The sequence below is a fragment of the Thermoleptolyngbya sichuanensis A183 genome, assembly GCF_013177315.1.
GTDB lineage: Bacteria > Cyanobacteriota > Cyanobacteriia > Elainellales > Elainellaceae > Thermoleptolyngbya > Thermoleptolyngbya sichuanensis.
This window is the reverse complement of record NZ_CP053661.1, coordinates 2322075-2343018: the sequence shown is the minus strand read 5'-3', so window position 1 is coordinate 2343018 and position 20944 is coordinate 2322075. Positions and strand designations below refer to the sequence as shown.

General features: G+C 57.0%; 15 protein-coding genes, 1 pseudogene and 1 riboswitch. Of the genes and pseudogenes, 9 read left to right on the top strand and 7 right to left on the bottom strand.

Going from position 1 to position 20944, the window contains the following annotated elements; genetic code table 11:
* Nucleotides 1-135: 135 nt before the first annotated feature.
* The 3 genes from HPC62_RS09835 to cobN all read right to left on the bottom strand — a co-directional run bounded on the left by HPC62_RS09835 (nucleotide 136) and on the right by cobN (nucleotide 6173).
* Nucleotides 136-1019, bottom strand: a protein-coding gene (locus tag HPC62_RS09835) for an IS630 family transposase (RefSeq protein WP_205370190.1) whose coding sequence is annotated in 2 segments (ribosomal slippage) — nucleotides 136-690 and nucleotides 693-1019 — 882 coding nt in all. Because the reading frame shifts where the segments join, the coding sequence is not laid out codon by codon here.
* A 75-nt stretch (nucleotides 1020-1094) separates the two neighbouring features.
* A complete protein-coding gene (locus HPC62_RS09830; protein WP_172355240.1) occupies nucleotides 1095-2159 on the bottom strand; it encodes a potassium channel family protein in 1065 nt (354 codons plus the stop codon).
* 189 nt (nucleotides 2160-2348) lie between these two features.
* A complete protein-coding gene (gene cobN / locus HPC62_RS09825) occupies nucleotides 2349-6173 on the bottom strand; it encodes a cobaltochelatase subunit CobN (RefSeq protein ID WP_172355238.1) in 3825 nt (1274 codons plus the stop codon).
* Nucleotides 6174-6312: 139 nt separating this feature from the next.
* On the opposite strand from cobN, the gene HPC62_RS09820 reads away from it, so the two are divergent.
* A complete protein-coding gene (locus HPC62_RS09820) occupies nucleotides 6313-8082 on the top strand; it encodes an ATP-binding response regulator (protein ID WP_172355236.1) in 1770 nt (589 codons plus the stop codon).
* Nucleotides 8083-8292: 210 nt separating this feature from the next.
* Here the strand turns inward: HPC62_RS09820 and HPC62_RS09815 are convergent, their stop codons facing one another.
* The gene (locus HPC62_RS09815; protein ID WP_172355234.1) at nucleotides 8293-8499 is read right to left on the bottom strand and encodes a chlorophyll a/b-binding protein; all 207 of its coding nucleotides are present in this window, start codon (nucleotides 8497-8499) and stop codon (nucleotides 8293-8295) included.
* Between the two features lie 173 nt (nucleotides 8500-8672).
* On the opposite strand from HPC62_RS09815, the pseudogene HPC62_RS09810 reads away from it, so the two are divergent.
* The 4 genes and pseudogenes from HPC62_RS09810 to HPC62_RS09795 all read left to right on the top strand — a co-directional run bounded on the left by HPC62_RS09810 (nucleotide 8673) and on the right by HPC62_RS09795 (nucleotide 12692).
* Nucleotides 8673-9236: pseudogene (locus tag HPC62_RS09810) on the top strand (DinB family protein).
* A 162-nt stretch (nucleotides 9237-9398) separates the two neighbouring features.
* On the top strand, nucleotides 9399-10313 hold the full coding sequence (locus HPC62_RS09805; protein WP_172355232.1) for a hypothetical protein: 915 nt from the start codon (nucleotides 9399-9401) through the stop codon (nucleotides 10311-10313).
* 142 nt (nucleotides 10314-10455) lie between these two features.
* Nucleotides 10456-10553: riboswitch (TPP riboswitch) on the top strand.
* A gap of 7 nt (nucleotides 10554-10560) precedes the next feature.
* A complete protein-coding gene (gene thiC, locus HPC62_RS09800; RefSeq protein ID WP_172355230.1) occupies nucleotides 10561-11934 on the top strand; it encodes a phosphomethylpyrimidine synthase in 1374 nt (457 codons plus the stop codon).
* A gap of 89 nt (nucleotides 11935-12023) precedes the next feature.
* Nucleotides 12024-12692 carry a L,D-transpeptidase gene (locus tag HPC62_RS09795; RefSeq protein ID WP_225910625.1) on the top strand — a complete coding sequence of 223 codons (669 nt, stop codon included), beginning with the start codon at nucleotides 12024-12026 and terminating at the stop codon, nucleotides 12690-12692.
* Nucleotides 12693-12791: 99 nt separating this feature from the next.
* Here HPC62_RS09795 and HPC62_RS09790 read toward each other — a convergent pair whose 3' ends face one another.
* Entirely contained in the window at nucleotides 12792-13535 is a 744-nt protein-coding gene (locus HPC62_RS09790) for a Uma2 family endonuclease (RefSeq protein WP_172355228.1), read from the bottom strand.
* Nucleotides 13536-13677: 142 nt separating this feature from the next.
* Here HPC62_RS09790 and argS point away from each other — a divergent pair, with 142 nt between their 5' ends.
* Complete coding sequence (gene argS, locus HPC62_RS09785; protein WP_172355226.1) at nucleotides 13678-15438, top strand: arginine--tRNA ligase; 1761 nt, start codon at nucleotides 13678-13680, stop codon at nucleotides 15436-15438.
* A gap of 118 nt (nucleotides 15439-15556) precedes the next feature.
* On the opposite strand, the gene HPC62_RS09780 is transcribed toward argS, so the two are convergent.
* Complete coding sequence (locus HPC62_RS09780) at nucleotides 15557-17185, bottom strand: TIGR04222 domain-containing membrane protein (RefSeq protein ID WP_172355224.1); 1629 nt, start codon at nucleotides 17183-17185, stop codon at nucleotides 15557-15559.
* Nucleotides 17186-17564: 379 nt separating this feature from the next.
* On the opposite strand from HPC62_RS09780, the gene HPC62_RS09775 reads away from it, so the two are divergent.
* Nucleotides 17565-18332, top strand: a complete 768-nt coding sequence (locus HPC62_RS09775) for an alpha/beta fold hydrolase (protein ID WP_225906885.1) — start codon at nucleotides 17565-17567, stop codon at nucleotides 18330-18332.
* The gene (locus HPC62_RS09770; protein ID WP_172355220.1) at nucleotides 18310-20118 is read left to right on the top strand and encodes a sensor histidine kinase; all 1809 of its coding nucleotides are present in this window, start codon (nucleotides 18310-18312) and stop codon (nucleotides 20116-20118) included. The genes HPC62_RS09775 and HPC62_RS09770 overlap by 23 nt, the downstream gene beginning before the upstream one ends.
* Here the strand turns inward: HPC62_RS09770 and HPC62_RS23935 are convergent.
* Entirely contained in the window at nucleotides 20115-20240 is a 126-nt protein-coding gene (locus tag HPC62_RS23935; protein ID WP_255548819.1) for a hypothetical protein, read from the bottom strand. The genes HPC62_RS09770 and HPC62_RS23935 overlap by 4 nt on opposite strands.
* Nucleotides 20241-20353: 113 nt before the next feature.
* Between HPC62_RS23935 and HPC62_RS09765 the strand changes: the two genes are divergently transcribed.
* Nucleotides 20354-20932, top strand: a complete 579-nt coding sequence (locus HPC62_RS09765; RefSeq protein ID WP_172355218.1) for a Uma2 family endonuclease — start codon at nucleotides 20354-20356, stop codon at nucleotides 20930-20932.
* Nucleotides 20933-20944 lie beyond the last annotated feature (12 nt).

Genomic DNA, 20944 nt, shown 5'->3' with positions numbered 1-20944 from the left:
GGGCGGCACAGGTTCTTTGGGTTTTATATTTATTAATGTCCCACCTACTTAGACGGAAAGTTTCTAGATAGCTGCCCATCTAGGGGTGTTATACGAAAACCGTCGGGTTAATTCCAGATTTTAGGTGATATAGCCCTACGCAGTCACGTTAGGGCATTCTCTAAAAGCAGCATCCACACAATCGCGAAAGTTATCAAACTCATCCCAGCGTTGCCGCATCCAATTCTTCAGCACAAACCACCAATGCTCAATCTCGTTCAAGTCTGGGGAATAAGGGGGTAAATACCAAATCTCACACCCTGCTTGAGCCACGATCTCTTCAATGGTTTGAGAATGATGGAAACTGGCATTGTCAATCACAATCACATCTCCCGCTCGCAGTTGGGGGACTAAGCACTCCTCCAACCCCCTCTCCACTAAATCCCGGTTGCACGAGCCAGCAAAGGTCATTGGCGCAAAGAGGCTGTTCTCTCGTAAGGCCGCAATCCAACTGACTCGTTCGGTGCGTTTTCCTGATTTAAGCCCATAGAAGCGGTCTCCAACCTCGCAGTAGCCGTAGGGATACACGTCTCGATGATCAATGCCTGCTTCATCGACATAGACAACCTGATGTGGCAGCTTACTCCTCAAGCGCTCTTGAAACTCCTGTCGCTTCAGGTCGTCTCGTTCCCGATAGCCATAGGTCTTTTTTTTCGACTAAACCCAATCTTTCGCAAGGCTCGACTGATGTCCTGCTGTGTCACATTATCCCCCCACAGGGTTGCCAGTCTCGCTTGGGTCTGATCCCCATGCTGCTTGACAAACTCACGAAAGCGCGACCAGTCGGTAATCTTATGCCGATTTCCTCGCTGAAACCCAGTCATCGCTCGGCAATCTCCCGTTTCTTTTTCCCGTTTCAACCACAGGTCTAAGGTATTGCGACTGATGTTGAACATTCGACAGACATCAACTTTGCGGTGACCTTGTTTCACGGCTTCAATCGCTTTGCAACGCAAGTCGTAGCTGTAGGGGGCGGGCATAGGTGTTCCTAAACTCTCCTGATGGCTCTATGATAACGTCCTAACCCAAATACGTAGTGCTATACCATTCGTCTACTAAAGCTTTGCACCACGATAGCGAATTTGCCGTTTGAGCGACAGTTCTTCGGCCAGCTTGGGCATGTCGCCCCTGTGCCCCATCACAATCACCGTGTCATCCTCATGCAGCACAACGGTGGAACCAGGATTCATAATCAAGGTTCCGTCTGCTCGTCGCAGGGCCACAATCAGATAGGTGCGGCCGACCTGCCCGCGCCCCCGCACTTCTAGGTCTTTTACAAAGCTGCCAATTAGAGCCGAACCACGAGACACCCGCAACTCGTCGAGCTGCATGTCCAGATTTCCCAGCAATTCATTCAGTGTACTACTGCCGTCGTTGTGGTTCAGCAAGTCAAGGGAGGCCGGGTGCGTAATCATTTGGGACATTCGCATCGCGCAGATGGTGGCGGGCAGCACGACATGGTTTGCGCCCGCAAGCCGGAGTTTGCGCTCGGTGCTAGGATATTCCCCCCGCGCCAAAATGGACAGGGCCGGGTTCATGCCCCGCGATGTCAGCGTGATAAACACATTTGCCGCATCGTCTGGCAGGACGGTCGCCAAGTATCTGGCTCGCCGAATCCCTGCTAGCTCTAGCACTTCTTCATCCGTTGCGTTGCCGCTGATCACCAGATAGCTCATTTCCTGGGCCTCAACCACGCGGCCGGCATCGTTATCAACAATGACGAAGGGCTTTTGCTTGTCTTTCAGCTCCCGCGCCAGGATTTGCCCCATGCGCCCAAAGCCGCAAATAATCGTGTGATTTTCCAGGGTTTCAATGGCTTTTAGCATCCGTCTGACTCCCAGCGCCCGATTGATTTCTCCCTCAGTAATCATCTGCACAATTCCTCCCACGGCGTAGACTGCTGAGGAAGTGCCGCCAATAATGACCAGCATGGTAAATAGGCGCAGGGTTGGCGTTGTAATCGGATTCACTTCGCCAAAGCCAACGCCAAAGACCGTGATGACAACCTGATAAATCGCGTCTAGAAACGTCCAGCCCGCAACCATATATCCGGCCGTGGCCACGATGATGGTGATCAGGAACAAAACCGCGCCCGTGAGAACCCGGCGGAAGGGAGTCATGCGTTTAGGGAGGGCTGGCAAAAGATTAGAGATCTTGCCTGTATAGTAGCGCTTTCAAATCGGCTCAAAGCGTAATGCACATGGCAACGCCAAAGAACCGTATATGAATTTTCCTTTGCGAGATCTCTGTGTTCGAGAGATTTGCAGGTTGGGAGGCTTGCAGGTTGGGGGGCTTATGGGTTGGGAGACTTACAGGCGAGATTCGATGTGGGCCTCGGCCTGGAGGGCGATCGCCCTCAGTCGATTTAGCACATCCCCCGGAGCCTGCGCCCATAGCCCCCGCTGGTGCGCCTCCAGCAGCCGCTCGGCCATGTCGCGCAGGGCCCAAGGATTTTTGTCCTGCACAAACGCCTGCACTGTTTCATCCAGCACGTAGGCTTGTGCCACGCCTTCATACATATAGTCCGCCACGCAGCGGGTCGTCGCGTCGTAGGCAAACAGATAATCCACCGTCGCCGCCATCTCAAACGCGCCTTTATAGCCGTGCCGCATTACGCCCTCGATCCACTTGGGGTTAATCACGCGAGAGCGATAGACGCGGGCGATTTCTTCCTGCAAAGTGCGGATTTTGGGCGCTTCGGGTAGGGCATGGTCGCCAAAATAGATCTGCGGGGTTTGCCCCGTGAGGGCGCGGGTGGCCACCGTCATGCCGCCCTGAAACTGGTAATAGTCGTCTGAATCGAGCAGGTCATGTTCGCGGTTGTCCTGGTTGTGCAGCACGATTTGCAGGGATTTCAGGCGCGACTCAAGGGCTTCCGGCGCGGCGCGTCCCTCGCCCTGCCCCGTGTAGGCATAGCTGCTCCAATTGATATAGGCGCGGGCCAGGTCGGCGTCGGTCGTCCAGTTTTGCGCGTCGATTAGGCCCTGTAGCCCCGCGCCGTAGGCTCCTGGCTTGGAGCCAAAAATTCGGTAGCGCGATCGCCCTTCTGCCTGTTCTGGGGTCAGCCCCGCCGCCTGCCACTGGGTCGCCTCCTGTCGCACCCGCGCCGCTAGGGGATTGTCTGCGGGCGGCTCATCCAGTTGGGACACCGCCGTTACCGCTTGGTGAAACAGGTCGATTAGATTGGGAAAGGCATCGCGAAAAAAGCCGGAAATTCGCAGCGTTACATCCACCCGCGGCCGACCTAGCAGAGACACAGGCAGAATTTCAAAATCCACCACGCGCCGCGACGCGCCATCCCACACGGGCCGCACGCCCAGCAGCGCCAGCGCTTCCGCCAGGTCGTCGCCACCCGTCCGCATGGTCGCCGTGCCCCACATCGACAGCCCCAGCGTTTGTGGATAGTCGCCGTGTTCCTGGGTATAGCGTTCCACCAGCGCCTCTGCTGCTCTGCGGCCGACATCCCAGGCGCTTTCCGTCGGAATGGCGCGGATATCCACCGAGTAGAAATTGCGCCCCGTCGGCAGCACTTCAGGTCGCCCCCGCGTCGGCGCACCAGAAGCCCCACTAGGCACATAGCACCCGTCCAGCCCACGCAACAGGTGGATGAGTTCCTGGGGAGTGGCGCGGAGGGCGGGCAAGAGGTCTGGGGGGAGGGGATGCCTAGCTTCGTGATCTGTGTGCTCTGTGACTGGATGACCTGGATGTTGCTCCCCGATTTGATTTCCAACTTGATCTCCAAGGTCTCCAATGGCTCGTTCAACCTGGGCGGCGGCTTCTTGCTCGATCAGGTCGATCAGGTCGGCGGCGTTGCGGAGGGTGGCGGGGTTCGCAGCGAGTTTGGGGGCGGTGAGCGTCCGGTGGATTTGGTCTGGCGTGAGGGGCTGGGCGGGGTCGGCAGTGAGCGGATCGAGGTCGAGATGCCAGCGCACGGCGATCGCCCTTGTCAACCCGACGTATCCCGGTGTGGGATGGCGGGCGATCGCCACAACCAGATCTCGCAACTGCCGTCCGCTGGGGCATTGTCCTAGAATATGCAGCCCGTCGCGGATCTGGGCCTCTTTGAGTTCGCACAGATAGGTGTCGAGGTTGGGCAGGAGCGCCTCAATTTCCCTAGAATCGGCAGAGTCAGCCGTTAGCCCCAAATCCTGCAAAACCTGGGTTTGCTGGAACAGGGCTAGGAGGCGATCGCGGATAACAGGTAGCCGCGACGGGTCAAGGCTTTGCGCCTCGTAGTATTCATCCACCAGCGCCTCAAGCTGCTGGAGCGGGCCGTAAAGTTCGGCGCGGGTGAGGGGCGGCGTGAGGTGGTCAATAATCACCGCCTGGGCGCGGCGCTTTGCCTGGGAGCCTTCGCCCGGATCGTTGACGATAAAGGGATAGAGATGGGGCAGCGGGCCCAGGGCAATTTCGGGATAGCAGGTGGCCGATAGCGCCACGCTCTTGCCGGGTAGCCACTCCAGGTTGCCGTGCTTGCCCACATGAACGACGGCATGGGCCCCAAAGTGCGATCGCACCCAGTGATAAAACGCCAGGTACGCATGGGTTGGCTCCAGGTCTGGCGCGTGGTAGTTCAAGCTGGGGTCGAGGTCATAACCGCGACTGGGCTGGATGCCGATAAAAACATTGCCAAGCTGGATGCCGGGAATGGGAACGCCGTCCTGAGACTCCTGACACCACCCATCTCCCCAGCGATCGCCCAGTTGCGTTTGCACTGTCGGCGGCAGGGTTTGAAAATAGGCCCAGTAGTCGCTCAGGGAGAGGGATTGGGCGATAGGGCGGTGCTGGGCTTCGGGGTCGTTGGTGGGGCCGGCGGTGAGGCGGTGGATCAGGTCGTCGCCCGTGGCGGGAATATCGCTCAGGGTGTAGCCCGCTTGCTTCAGGGCCTTCAGGATTTCGACAGTGCTGGCGGGGGTGTCGAGGCCAACGCCGTTGGCAAGGCGGCCGTTGCGGGTGGGATAGTTGGCCAAGATCAGCGCAATGCGGCGCTCTGCGGGGGGCGTTTGGCGAAGGCGCACCCAGGCGGCGGCCAGATCGGCGACAAACTGGAGGCGATCGCCCACCGCTGCATACTCCACCACATCGGTTTCCAGCCCGTCATGTCGTGTCTGCACAGTTTTGAACGACACGGCCCGGCTGATAATCCGCCCATCCACCTCCGGCAACGCCACATTCATCGCTACGTCGCGCGGCGACAGCCCCCGGCTTTGAGCCTGCCACTGCTCCCGCGTGCCGCCGCTGAGAATGACCTGAAGCACGGGCGCATCCAGCCGGGTCCACAGGCTCACATCCGGCGCGTCGTCCTCCAGTCGTGCCAGCGAAAAGCTCGTCGTATTCAGCACCACCTGCACGGCTTCTTCGTCCTTGGGCTGGAGCAGCGTCAGCAGTTCCGCCTGCACGTCTGGATCGCGCAGCGAGGAGACAAATACCGGAATCGGCTGCATTCCTCGCGCCGCCAGCAGTTCGCACAGCGCCTCGATGGGCTGCGTGTTTCCTGCCAAGTAGTGGGCGCGGTAGAACAGGAGGGCGACGTTTGGGGCAGGCTGGGGGTTGGACGCTTGCCTGGGCGGTTTGCAAATGCCTGAAGCAGCGTACACGCCAATCTTAGGAACAGGCTGGGGAGGCGGTGGACTAAAGGACTGGCCAAAGCACTCGTCCGCCAGAAATAGCAGGGCATTGACCCAGTTTTCGCGGCCGCCTTCAGTGAGGTATCGCCAGAGACGGTGGACGGCAGCGAGGGGGGCGGTAGAGTGGCTGAGCAGATCAGGATCGGGGCGATCGTCTCCGGGCAGCACAAACAAGGTTGCGCCCGTTTGGGCAGCGGTTTGCTTTAGCACTTCTAGCCCGTAAGGCCAGTAGGCGCGGCCACCCAGCAGGCGCAGAATAATGACCTGGGCCTGGCTGAGGACTTCTTCGGCGTAGGTGTCAATGCTGAGCTGCTGCTGAAGCTGGAGGAGGCTGGCAACGCGCAGGGCCGGAACGCCAGCAGGCAGGTGGGGCAGGGCGTGGGCAAGGCTCTGGATATCCGTGTCGGCGGCAGTCAGGAAAACGATAGGCGCGGGCGTTTGCTCCAGAAAAATCACGCCCTCGGTGTCGGGATTCCAGCCTCCAGGGCTGGCGGCTAGTCGATGCATCGTATTGTTGAAAATCTATGCTCTGGGGTGAACATCTTTCAAAATCCTTATGCCTCCCAGCGCCAGGTAGACTCGCAGGATACCATAATGAACGGTTGTTAAACTCCTAGTCCAGAGTCCTCCTGTCTAGCGTTCCATCGTGCCCCCTGCATCTCATCTCCAGGCAGCGGAGAGAGACTGGTTTCCGTCGCTGCTGCACTCATCCCATATGCCCACGCCCGAACCGTCGGTTGATTCTCTGATTTTGCCGCTGGCAGTACTGCATCAGCTTCAGGATTTGCTTCAACAGATGGCGCTGTGGGTCCAGTCTTCTGGCGATGGGGCGCTGCTGTTGGGGGCGACGACGCTGCCGCTGGCAGTACAGACGCAACTGCCGGATGGCAAGCAGTTTATGGTGCTGGTGTCGCGCCCCTTTAGCGTGCTGCTGAGCGGCTGGCAGTCTGAGGGGACTAATGTGCCCGGACAGGCTGGTGATTTGGATGCTGCCGAGGAATCGCAGCGGGTGGATTTGACCTTTGATCCGGGGGCGATCGCCACCTTTTTGCAATCCCTGATGGAACTGTGTCAGACCGAGGCAGACCTAATGGCGGCGCTACAGGCGGCGGGCGATCGCCTCCAGCCCAACGATCCCCTCGCCCAGACGGAATTTACCCGGCGACTGGTAGCTCTGCTCACGAATCCTGAACTGTCGATAGAACCAGAGCGCTCGTCGCTAGAGCAGCAGGTCGTCGCCCGCACCCACGACTTGCAGGAGGCGGTGCTGGCAGCCCAGACCGCGAATCGCGCCAAGAGTGAGTTTCTGGCCGCAGTTAGCCATGAATTGCGAACCCCGCTAACCACCATTATTGGTATGTCTGCCACGCTGCTGCGCTGGTCTCTGGGGGAACTCAGTCCGCGTCAGCGCAGCTTTTTGCAGACGATTCATGACAGCGGGCAGCACTTGCTAGAACTCATCAACGACATCCTCGACCTGTCGCAGGTGGAGTCGGGGCGGGCCGTGCTAAAGCTGAGTCCATTTTCGCTGACGATGATGGCTCAGCAGAGCATGAAAACAGTCGAAGAAACTGCCCTGAAGCAGGGCGTAGAGCTGGCGCTGGATCTGCGAATTGACCCTAGCCGCGATCGCTTCGTCGCCGATCCGCATCGGGTCAAGCAGATTTTGCTGAATCTGCTCAGCAACGCCGTGAAGTTCACCGCAGCAGGCGGCAAGGTGACGCTGCGAGTGATGGCCGATCCTCAATACGCCATATTCCAGGTGATCGACACGGGCATCGGCATTCCCGAACAGCAGCGCCCCTTGCTCTTCCAGAAATTTCAGCAGCTTGATAGCTCCTACCAGCGGCTCTATCAGGGCACAGGCTTGGGGCTAGCGCTAACCAAGCAACTTGTGGATCTGCACGGTGGGCGGATTATGGTCGATTCTACGGTGGGCGTGGGGTCGGTGTTTACGGTTCAGCTTCCGGCCCGCTCAAAAGACGATGCAGCGGAGGCAACTGCGCCCATTCCGGCCTTGGATGGGCTGGGGCGCACCATTTTGGGACGGGTGGTGCTGGTGGAAAATGATGAGCTAACGGCCAACATCATCTGCGACATGCTGACGGCGGCAGGATATCAGGTGGTGTGGGTTCTAGAAGGCTCCACCGCCTTTAGCCAGATCGAGCTACTCCAGCCAGATGCGGTCATCGTTGATGTGCAGTCGCCCGAAAATGCGGGCGCGGAGCTAATTCACAACTTGCGCCATAGCCCAATTACCCAGCATTTGAAAGTGATTGCCCTGGCAAGTGATGAAGCTTCACCCTACGCAGCACCCGCGATCGCCGCTGCCGATTCTTGCATCACCAAACCGATTCAGCCGGAGGACGTGCTGCCGAGAGTGCTGTCTCTGGTGGCGATCGCCGAAACCTCTTGACCCGAACGTCCACCTTAACGTTCAAGGATCAGGGATAGGCAGGGTGATCCGGGCAATTCCCAATCCTTGACCCGAACGTCCACCTTAACGTTCAAGGATCAGCAGACCCAGTAGTAATCAAGAGAATCTGCAAAAATGAGCCAGACGGAAATGCCTCGTCTGGCCCACTTCAATTCATCTCTCAGTTCAAAGCAGTTGCCAACCAGAACCTTAGAGGTTTTGCAGGAGGCTGACCAATCCCTGGTGCGTGAGAGCTTCTAGCAGCAGCATCGATACAAAGCCAATCATCGCCAGCCGACCGTTGAGCTTTTCTGCATATTCCGTAAAGCCAGTCCGCGCTTCGCTATCTACATACATCTGCGGCTCAACAGCGTAAATATTTTGTCTGCCCTGCTCTTCGGTAACAACTCCTCTCATGTCAAACCTCCTTAAAACCTTATGTAAATAAATGTAACGCAAAAGTTAACAAATGTAAACTACTCTCAGGTTCGGTTTTCTTGAGTTCTGCAAGAAAGGCGATCGCTCCAGACTCTTGGCAGCCGCTGAGTTCCGCTAGCATAAAGGCGTTCAGGCTTGTGGGAGGGCGCTTTATGATTGATGTGGATTATTGCCAGATGATGGCGAAATACAACCAGTGGATGAACTTCAGGCTGTATGCCCTGTGCGCTGAGATGTCTGATGGCGATCGCCGTCAAGATCGGGGCGCATTTTTCAAGTCTATTCACGGCACGCTGAATCATTTGCTGTATGGCGATCGCGCTTGGCTAGGACGGTTTACCCATCAACCTCTGACGGGTTTGGCAATTGGGCAAGACCTTTATGAGAATTTTGACGAACTGCGACAGGCACGGGAACAGTGCGACAAGGAAATTCTGATCTGGGTTTAGAGGATTACAGCCGACTGGCTGGCACAACCCTTCACATTTCACAGCAAGGCTGATGGCAAAACGCATACGCTGCCGACTTGGACACTAGTGGTGCATCTGTTTAACCATCAAACGCACCACCGAGGACAGATCACTACGCTGCTATCACAGTTGGGCCTTGATCCGGGTGTCACGGATTTGCCCTGGCTGCCAGATCTGGCAACTGCCGTAGGTGCAGATATCGTAGGTGCAGATATCGGAGATCCGTCAGTAGACCCGTCCCTCTAGAACAGTCGCCAAAACAATCGCAAAAACAGTCGCAAAGGCAACGGCCTCAGTCGATATCATTGCCGACTATTGCAAGATAGATGCAGCATTTCATTTCTTGGGATATGGTGTAAGCAAGCCAAAATCCCGATACTGGCGGATTTCCCGACGATACTAAGCGTTATGACTCATCCAGCCCGCGACCCCGCCATTCTGGATGCCGTGGCACTGCTCAACGGCTACGGGTTTGACATGGACGGCTTCGCGGCGGACTATTTGGTGAGCTATTGGGCGGTCAACCACCCGGCACACTGGATTCGGGCAGCCATCGTCGAAGCGCTGTATCAAGGACGCTACCGAGCCGTATCAGTGGGGCAAATCTTGGCCGTGTGGCGGCGGCGGGGACAGCCCATTCCCCACTACACGCCAGATTTTGAACGAGTGGTGAGCGGTCGATTCGGCGGGTTTTCGGCGGCTCCCTCAGCCAGTGCTACTATTTCTCAATCATCGGTTTCTCAATCAACCGCTTCTCAAACGCCTGCTCGCCAAAACCAATCCACCTCCGTATTTTCTTCGGAGTCTGCACTGGATGAACCTGGTTCTGTGGATAGGGCGATCGCCCCACCCAGCGAATCTGAACTCGCAGACGCTGAACTGCCTGCGGATCAGTCTGATCCGAGCGCAGACTCCTCAGGTTCAGACTCTCAATTAGACTCTAGACTAGACCCTCAACCAAACCTCCAATCAGCCCCTCCGTTAGACCCTCAAGAGGCTTCGGAGCCGAGCAATATAGCTGCAACAAACGTAGCTGCGACAACCGAAGACCAGCCAGGCCCAACCGAGAACGAAGACGCTTTCGGCTGGTGGGGGCGGGGCAGCGTGGCCCAGAACCCAATCCATCAGTACGTGCCGATTATTCCCCGCATTGAAGCGTCGGCGTTTTATGCCAAACTGCGGGCCGTTGCCTGTGGCGGAGATGAGGCTGGCGAAGGCGCAGTCCTTGTGGCAGACGGTCAGCGGCTGGCGCAACCTTCCATTTTGCGGAATAGTCCGCTGCTGGACAGCATGGAGCAAGCCCAGTTGGGTGAACAGAACTAGGCGACCAGAACTAGGCGACCAGAACTAGACGCGACCAGGACTAGACGCGACCAGGACTGAACACCTGCGATCGAACGTTTTGCAAAGAATTCCTCTGTTTTGCAATCGGTTTCTTGGATTCTCCTGCCAGGAATGGTATAACAAACGCAGCTAGGGGTGCCTGAGCGATTCAGGCTGAGATTACACCCTGAGAACCTGAGACTGGTTAGCACCAGCGGAGGGAAGCTGTTTATCTGAGGAACTAAATATGAGAGCATCCTGGGTCGCCAAGCGACGCGGACAGAGCAACGTGTCTCAAATGCACTTTGCTCGACAAGGCGTTGTGACGGAAGAAATGCAGTTTGTGGCTGAGCGCGAGCAGTTGCCTGTGGAACTGATTCGCTCGGAAGTGGCGCGGGGACGGCTGATCATCCCTGCCAATGTGAATCATGTGAACCTGGAGCCGATGGGGATTGGCATAGCCACCCGCTGCAAGGTGAATGCAAACATCGGTGCGTCGCCCAATTCTTCGAGCCTACAAGAAGAAGTGGATAAGCTGAAACTGGCGGTGAAATATGGTGCAGATACGGTGATGGACTTGTCTACAGGCGGCGGCGATTTGGACGCGATTCGCTCGGCCATCATTGCTGCATCGCCTGTTCCCATCGGCACAGTGCCGATTTATCAAGCATTGGAAAGCGTCCACGGCAACATCGAAAAGCTGACCCCCGACGACTTTTTGCACGTCATTGAAAAGCACGCGCAGCAGGGTGTGGACTACATGACGATTCATGCGGGAATTTTGATTGAGCATTTGCCGCTGGTGCGCGATCGCCTCACGGGAATCGTCTCTCGCGGCGGCGGCATCATCGCCCGCTGGATGCTGGCCCACCACCAGCAAAACCCGCTTTACACGCACTTCCAAGACATTATCGAGATTTTCAAAAAGTACGATGTGTCATTTAGTCTGGGCGACTCGCTGCGGCCGGGCTGCCTGCACGATGCCTCTGATGCGGCCCAGCTTGCGGAACTGAAAACGCTTGGTCATCTCACGCGCAAAGCATGGGAATCGGACGTGCAGGTGATGGTTGAAGGCCCGGGCCATGTTCCGATGGATCAAATCGAATTTAACGTGAAAAAGCAGATGGAGGAATGCTCCGAAGCACCATTTTACGTATTGGGGCCGCTCGTGACGGATATTGCACCCGGATACGACCACATCACCTCTGCGATTGGGGCGGCGATCGCCGGATGGCACGGCACCGCGATGCTCTGCTACGTCACACCCAAGGAACACCTGGGGCTGCCCAATGCCGAAGACGTGCGAAACGGGCTGATTGCCTACAAAATTGCTGCTCATGCTGCCGATGTCGCCCGCCATCGCCCCCATGCCCGCGATCGCGACGATGAGCTATCTCGCGCCCGCTACCACTTCGACTGGAATCGCCAGTTTGACCTGTCGCTCGATCCAGAACGCGCCCGCGAGTATCACGACGAAACCCTGCCCGCCGATATCTATAAAACTGCTGAGTTTTGCTCGATGTGCGGGCCAAAGTTCTGCCCCATGCAGACCAAGGTGGATGCGGAAGCGCTGACGGAGTTGGAAAAGTTCCTGGCGAAGGAGCCTGCGGTAGGGCGATGAAGGAGACGGAGGGTTGGCGTTGTGTCTCTCCTGCGCCCACCCTCTAGGACTTTCCATCCCCAACCCCTGGGCTATACTAGGCTCAGTTTTTGCGTGGGGAGGCGGTGGTGCTGGTGCGTGGCGTTCGGCGGTTAGCAATACAGTTTGCGGCGGGGCTGGTTTCTCCGGCCATAGTAGGTCTGGTGGGGCTACGTCCGGCGATCGCCAATCCGGGAAGCTTGGTCGAGTGGGGGTCGCTGCGAACTGAACCCGTCGTAGCACCTGTCTCGCCGCCGCCCAGCGCCGTCCCCATCGCGCCCGCCGCCACCTGGCCTGATGTGCCTGCGCTGGGAGCCGCTGAGCCGTTTGTGCCAGAACCAGAAGGGCGATCGCCCGTGTCGCTGGTGGTCGATCTGAGCGATCGCCGCGTCTATGTCTACGAGCAAGAGCAGATTAAAGCTAGCTTTCGCATCGCGGTGGGTCGAGCGGGTTGGGAAACGCCGACCGGTCGCTACGAAGTCATCAGCATGGTGGAACACCCCACCTGGCAGCATCCGTTTACGGGCGAAATCGTGCCGCCAGGACACGGCAACCCGCTGGGAGTCCGCTGGATCGGTTTCTGGACAGACGGCAAAAACACCATCGGCTTTCACGGCACTCCCAACGAGGAAACTATCGGACGCGCTGCCTCCCACGGCTGCATCCGCATGTACAACGATGACGTGGTTGCCCTGTTTGAAATGGTGCAGGTTGGTACGCCAGTCCATGTGGTTCCCTAGTGGGGCTTCCTGGCGCAGCGTTTCCTAAAGCAGCGTTTCCTGAAGCAGTATTTCCTAAAAGTGCATTTCCTAAAAGTAGAGACTCCAGAGACTCCTCTCCTAAAACTGCCCGCTGCGCCGCGCCGCCAACTGCTGCACAAACTCGGCATGGGCGGAAGACTGGATGCCGGTCTGCAATCCCTGCATCACCTGCATCATGTCTCCCCCACAGAGCGCCACCACATCCAACCACAGCCCCGGAAAGATGCGGCTGCGAAGGAAGCCGTCGGCATCGGGCGGCAGCACAAGATATTCGCCTTCGTTCAAATAGAACCAGTCCAGCCCGTTTTCTAAGCTCCGCCACACAATATATTCTTGAACCCCGCTGCGGCGATAGACTTGCTTTTTGGTGTGGAGGTCGATGGAGGCGCTGCTGGCGGCAATCTCGACAATCAGTTCTGGTGCGCCCTCGATATAGTCATCTTCGCTAAGGCGGGACTGCCCACCAGCAGCCGGGTCAATCAGCAGCACAATATCTGGCTGGGGTTCATTGTCTAGGTCGAGCCGCACGGTTGGAGCATCTGCTACTTCTACGGCAGGTGTTGCAAGCCAATAGGTGGAAAGCCAAAGCATCATCTGAGCATGGGGTTTACCATGACTCCTAAAGCGGAGAGCAGCGGGCACGTAGACGACTCCTTCGATTAGTTCGGCTTTTTTGAGATGGGGCATCGCCTCGTAGCGCCGCTCAAACTCGGCCCGCGAGAGGTGGTCGCCGCTTTCCAGGGGCGGCAGTCTGCTGACGGGAGGAGAGGTGGGGCGATTCCCGTAGGGATCGCTTCGCGAATCGCGCTGGGTCTGCGTCATGATTGGGAGAGTTGACGTTTATAATCACTACGGATGAAGCGCATCCTGATAAAGCACGTTCTGAGACGTGGGGTCAGCCGCTTCACCAGAATTCTTCCTATTGTACGGTTGCTGCTCGGTTCCTCTGCCTGCCTAAAACGCCATGAATTCCACCCTTGCACTGTTGAGAAGCCGATTAGAAGCTGCACTGGTTGCGGCGTTTGGGCCGGACTTGGCTGATGCTGACCCGGTTCTGGTGCCTGCCAGCAATCCCAAATTTGGGGACTATCAGGCGAATGGCGCGATGGGACTGGCCAAGAGACTGGGCATGGCTCCGAAGGCGATCGCCTCTCAGCTTCTCGACCATCTGGACGTATCCGACCTATGCGACCCGCCAGAAGTAGCCGGGCCCGGCTTCATCAACCTGCGGCTCAAGCCAGAATACCTAGAAGCGCAACTCAAGGCCATTCAGGCAAACCCGCGCCTGGGCGTTGCGCCCGTGGCCAACCCGAAGCGGGTGATTGTCGATTACCCCAGTCCTAACATTGCCAAGGAGATGCATGTGGGCCACCTGCGCCCCTGCGTCATTGGCGATGCCCTGGCGCGAATTCTGGAGTTTCTCGGCCACGACGTGCTGCGGCTAAGTCACATCGGCGACTGGGGCACGCCCTTTGGAATGCTGATTGCCTATTTGCGCGAGGCCTATCCCGACGCGCTGGCGGGCGGCGAACTCGATCTGGGCGACCTGGCAACGTTTTACCGGGCCGCCAAAAAGCGGTTTGACGAAGACACGGACTTTCAGGAAGCCGCGCGGCTGGCGGTAGTGAAGCTTCAGGCGGGCGATCCAGAAACGATTCAGGCCTGGAAAGTCGTCTGCGATTTGTCGAATCGCACGAATCGCAAAATCTTTGACCTGATGGGTCTGTCGCCCAAGATTCAGGAGCGGGGCGAATCGTTCTACAACCCGCTCTTGCCCGATGTGATTGCAGAACTGGATCGGCTGGGGCTGCTGGTGGAAGACCAGGGCGCGAAGTGCGTGTTTTTAGACGGCTTTACCAACAAAGAGGGGAAGCCGCTGCCGCTGATTGTGCAAAAGTCGGACGGGGGCTATAACTACGCCACGACGGATCTAGCGGCGATTCGCTATCGCGTGACAGAAGACCGGGTGCAGCGGGTAATCTATCCCGTTGGCGCAGAACAAATCAATCACTTTGCCCAGATTTTTCAGGTGGGCAAGCGGGCGGGCTGGATTACCGATGAAACGGAGTTTGTGCATACACCGCTGGGCAATATTTTGGGCGAAGATGGCAAAAAGCTGAAGAGTCGCTCTGGCGAAGCGGCGCGGCTGGTGGACTTGCTGGAAGAGGCGATCGCCCGGGCCCGCGCCGACCTGGAAGCCCGCCTGACCGAAGAAAACCGCACCGAATCCGAGGACTTCATCGTCCATGTGGCCAACGTCGTCGGCATTGGCGCAATCAAATACGCCGACCTCAGCCAGAACCGCACCAGCAGCTACATCTTCAGCTACGACAAGATGCTGGCGCTGCAAGGCAACACCGCCCCCTACATGCTCTATGCCTACGTGCGGGTGCAGGGCATCAGCCGCAAGGGCGGAATCGACTTCGAGGCGCTGGGGGACAATAGCCGGGTCGTGCTGCAAGACGAGGCAGAGTTTGCCCTGGCCAAGTCGCTGCTGCAATTTGACGAAGTGCTGAGCGCAGTGGAGGCCGATCTGCTGCCCAACCGCCTGTGCGAATATCTCTTCGACCTCAGCAAGACCTTTAATCAGTTCTACGACCGCTGCCCCATTTTGCAGGCCGAAGACCCGCAGCGCACCTCGCGGCTGCTCCTGGCAGACCTGACCGCCCGCACGATCAAGCTGGGGCTATCGCTGTTGGGGATTCAAGTTTTGGAGCGGATGTAAAAAACGAAGAGGGAAGAACGAAGAACGGAAACCTGTTCTTCCCCAAGAAACAAGAAAAAAGAACGAAAACCGAAGAAAGATTCTTCCCTTTTCTCTCTTCTCTCTTTCCTCTTCGTTTCTAGCCCCCACAGCCCCCACAGCCCCCACACCCCCCGCAACCCCCCCCACCCCCGCCGCCGCCGTCGCCGCCGCCCCCATCACCACTCCAGCCATCGCTCCCCCAGGAAGACAAATATCCACTGCCACTTCCGGTGCTGGAAACAGGAGAGAGTGCAGCCCGTAAGCTGGCAAACTCTTTGCCGCGTAGTGCGGTGGTTCCGGATAGGGCAATGAGGAACAGAAATTGAGTTTGCTGCACGGCGCTGAGGTCGCGGGTGCGGAGCGTCATGGCGGATTGATGAGTCGCTCGGATCTGTTGCAAAGCGCGATCGCCATACCGACTCGATAGAGGCGGCAGTTGGAATATTGCGATAACAACCAGCCACACCACAATCATCATCAGCAGAAACCCAACGGGCCGCCCCCGCGAAAGGCCGACCAGCACCTTGGCAATGCCCAGCAACAGCGGCAACAGCAGCAGCAGCACGGGATAGAGTCGCGCTTTGGCAGCCTGGGCGGGCGACAGAGCCAGTCCAAGCGCCTGTAGGCGCGATCGCAGGGTTTCGGTCGCCCGCGCATTATTCCGACGGAGGCTCTGTACCGTGGCTTTTGAGCCATTCATGCTTTCCAGAATCGCCCGCTCTAGCGGGTGCTGCGACGGCTCCGGCGCAACCAGCGGCACCAGGAATCCCTCCTGGGCATCGATAGCAGGGAGTTGCGATCGCGCCATGCTTACAATTGCCGTATCAATCGCCCGATCTGCCCCACCCACCAGATAGGCAACGTCGTAGGGATCGAGCGTCGGCAGCGACTGTCCCTCCACGTTGCCAGGTTGTCGGAGCCATCGACGCAGCGCCCATGCCACCAGCAGCGTGCTGCCCAGCACGAAGAGATAAAACTGCAAAAACTCTGGCCCTCGAAGATCTAGCGGGTTGGGAATCGGGGCGATCGCCGCGCAGCTTGTTAGACTCAATGCCAGCACCACCAGGCCACCCAGCACCACCGGAGACTGCTGCACAAACTGCCAACCAGACCGCCAGCCAGACTGCCAGATCGCCGCCCACCGGCCTGCCCAGTCTGGTCGAGGCAGCACCCAATGCTGCTGCACATTGACCCGGCGGAATTGCAAATCTCGCCCAAACCGCAGGCTCGGATCGGGCCAGATGTCTGGGGGCGGTGCTTCCCCAAACCAGGCTTCGTAGCTCTGCAAGGTTTTGCGATACCAGTCGTTAAATTTGTGGTGTTCGGTCTGGCCGCCCTGGGTTGGCTCGTGGTGCAGCGGCATTTGCAGCACCTGTGGACAAAACACCTCCCAGTAGGAGCGGCTGTAGGTGAGATGCTGATGCCATGCCTGGTCTACCTGATCCGACGGCGTGACGGGATGCCCTGCACAGACTGCCAAAAACGCAAACTTTTTGTATTCCTCAATCACTCGCTGGGTATAGTTCAGAGACCAACAATTGTCGCGAGCAAGGCGCTGGCTAAAGCTGAGCGCTGCGCCGGGCTGGTCGAGCGAAAAGGCTTGCAGTCGGTCGTAGAGGGCTTGCTGTTGGGGCGTTGTCGAGTGGAGGGCGATCGCCCCCCGACCAGACCGGAGGGCGGCGCTAGAGAGATTTGAGGCATGGGGAAGATCCGGAGTAGGACTCATAGGCACCTAATCTAGGGAGTGTAGAAGAGGAGTGCAGAAAGGGTTCCCGATTGCTTTCGCTCTATTAAATTTTTCAGACGCGATTTGCCCGAAGAGATTTAGAATCTCTATCACTCAAGACTTGATATAAATACAGGCTGCACTGCTAGGCTTACGAAAATCGACCTTAAAGAATAAAGAATCGGTCTATCACCAGCTATCAATTTCAGCTATCAATTTCAACTACCCATTTCAGCTACCCATTTCAAAAATGACAAACCAACAGACAAACCAACTGATACCAAACGATTTTCCCGCCGACCCCCAACTTTCCCACCAGCGTCCCCAATCCATCCTTACTCGCAACAATGTCACTGTTTCAGGACAGGGCACTCAGCCGATGCTGTTTGCCCACGGCTTTGGCTGCGACCAAAATATGTGGCGACTCGTTACGCCAGCCTTCGCTGCCGACTATCAAATTGTGTTGTTTGACTATGTGGGGTCGGGCAAGTCGGACTTGCGAGCCTACGACCCAGAGCGCTACAGCCGCTTGGAGGGCTATGCTCAGGATGTCTTAGAGATTTGTGAAGCGCTGGATCTACAGAATGTCATGTTTGTAGGGCATTCGGTGAGCAGCGTGATTGGAATGCTGGCGGCGATGCAAGCCCCCCAGCGGTTTGAGCGGCTCATCCTGGTGGGGCCGTCGCCCTGCTACCTCAACGATCCGCCGGACTACTGTGGCGGTTTTGAGCGAGAGGATATTCTGGGATTGATGGATCTGATGGATAAGAATTATCTCGGATGGGCCAGCTTTTTGGCTCCCGTTATCATGAAAAACGAACAGCGTCCCTCACTCTCAAAGGAACTGGAAGAGAGCTTTTGCTCAACAGACCCAGTGATTGCACGGCGCTTTGCCGAGGCAACGTTTTTATCAGATTATCGGGGGATTCTGGCTGACATGACCGTACCTTCGCTGATCTTGCAGTGTGCCGAAGATGCGATCGCCCCTACAGAAGTCGGCCACTATCTCCATCGCCATCTCCCCCACAGCACCCTCAAGCTCATGCAGGCAACGGGTCACTGTCCCCACATGAGCCATCCCGACGAAACCATCCAGCTAATCCAAGATTATCTTTCCGCCGCTCATGTCATCAGAGCCGCACAATAAACCGCAGAATGAACCGCAGACCGCATCACCTGTCGAACGGTGTGCCTGCCATCTAGATGAATTGCTGGACACCGCGCCATGCGGTTTCCTGGCATTCACCGACGACGGCACAATCACCCTGACGAATGCTACCCTGCTGGAACTGCTGCAATGCGGTCTGGACGAGGTGAAAGGGCAGCGCCTAGAAGCCTTGCTGCCAACCGCTAGCCGCATTTTCTACCAAACTCATTTTTTTCCGCTGCTCAAGCTGCAAGGCAAGGTTGAAGAAATCTATCTTCCAGTTCGCTCTAGAACGGGGGAAAGCCTGCCGATGCTGGTGAATGCGACCCGCCATCAGCGCCAGGGGGAAGTGCTAAATGAGTGCGTTCTGATTCCGATCCAGCAGCGGAGCGAATATGAGGAGGCACTGCTGCAAGCCCGCCGCGATGCCGAAGCTGCCATGCAAGCTCAAATCCAGGCCAACGCCACGCTAGAGCAAACCCGGGCCGCCCTAGAGCAGAAGCAGACGGAGCTAGAAGCCCTGAATGCTCGGCTAGAAGATCTGGTGCAGCAGCGCACGGCCCAGCTAGAACAGGCGCTCGAGTTTGAGGCGCTGCTCAAGCGAATTACGGATCGGGTGCGTGATAGCCTGGATGAGGCGCAGATTTTGCAAACGGCAGTGCAGGAATTAGGGGCAGGGCTGGCGCTGGTGGGGTGCAATGCCGGGCTTTACAATGCGGCGCAAACGCAGGTAACGATTGACTATGAGTATCACCAGGATGGGGCTGTACAGTGTTGTAGGGTCGAGGATTTAACCATCGAATCGGCGACAATGTATGCGGCGATCGCGCAGGGGAACTCTGGCCCCTTTTGCTGTTATTTGCCTGAGTGCCCTCGATATGGAGCGGGCCATTGGGCGATTTTGGCGCGTCCGATTTATGACGATCAGGGCATTCTTGGCGATTTGTGGCTCTTTCGTCCGGCTGAGCAAACCTTCAGCGAGGCGGAGGATCGGCTGGTGCAGCAGGTGGCCAATCACTGTGCGATCGCCCTCCGCCAGTCTCACCTCTACCAAGCTGCTCAGCTTCAACTGCATGAACTGGAGGAGCTAAATCGGCTCAAGGACGATCTGCTGAACACCGTGTCTCATGAAATGCGATCGCCCATGTCCAATATCCTCATGGCAATCCAACTGCTGGAGGTGCATCTAGAACCCCTGGGTGTGTTCGCAGACGAAGCAGGAATCGTGAAGCGCTACTTTCGAGTGCTGCAAGACGAGAGCCAGCGCGAAATTCGGCTAATTAACAATTTGCTAGAGATGGCCCGCATAGAAGCAGGCACCGATCCGCTGAATATCAGCATGATTCCGCTCCAGTTTTTTATTCCCTACATTGCAGAACCCTATGTGGAGCGGGCTAGAAATCAGCAGCAGCAGCTAGAGATTCAGATTGAAGAGTCGCTTCCCTCTTTTTCCAGCGATTTATCGTATTTAGAGCGTATTCTCGGCGAATTGCTGAACAATGCCTGCAAGTACACCCCCGCTGGAGAGTACATTACTCTTTCTGTACAGTCTACGTCTGATGGGCTGCGGATTTGTGTTCGCAACACAGGAGTAGAAATTCCCGCGGCAGAGTGCGATCGCATTTTTGAAAAGTTTCACCGCATTCCTGATCACGACGTTTGGCATCAGGGCGGCACGGGGCTAGGGCTGGCACTGGTTAAGAAACTGGTGGAGCGGTTGGGGGCGACGATTCGCGTTGACAGTCGAGACGGTGCAACCAGTTTCATCGTGGAATTTAGTTACTAGGCGTTGGGCCCATCAGGATTAAGCCAGGGGTTCAGTCCAAATTTGCCAAACTGAGCCAAACTGAAGAAAAAAGCGGGCGATCGCTCGGCTCCATCTCCGCCGAAACTCGATGCAGCCAGCATTCGTTAATCCAAAACTTCTAGTCCCAAAGCCGCAGGCTCAACCCTCCAGCCAACCTCCATTTACCTTGCAGTAGCCCCCAACACTCCTTCCGCAGCGTTCTAGAACAAGCCCTATGATTGCTTCACCCCAGTTCATCAGCCCTGAGGAATATCTCCAACTCGAAGCCCAAAGCGCGATCAAGCACGAGTATCGAGATGGTGAAATCTATGCTATGGCGGGTGCGAACGATGCCCATGTGACGATTGCAGGAAATATTTTTGCGCTATTACGGGGGCACGTGCGCGGGACGGGTTGTCGGGTTTTCATTTCGGATATGAAGGCTCGCATCGAAGCGCGAAATTGTTATTACTATCCCGATGTAATGGTGACCTGCGATCCTCGCGATCAGCAAAATGAGACCTTTAAGCAGTTTCCCAGGCTGATTGTGGAGGTGTTATCAGACTCTACCGAAGCGTTTGATCGGGGCGATAAGTTTGCAGATTATCAACTGTTAGAAAGCCTGGAAGAATATGTTCTGATCAACACGCGCCACCAGCGGGTCGAGTGCTTTCGTCGCAATGAAGCTGGGCTATGGGTGCTGCAATACTACACGCCAGACACCGAGACGTTCCATTTAGAAAGTCTCAACTTTACCGATACGATTTCTGCACTCTATGAAGATGTTGTAATCAGCGCAGGAAAGATCGAGTAAAATTGCATTCAG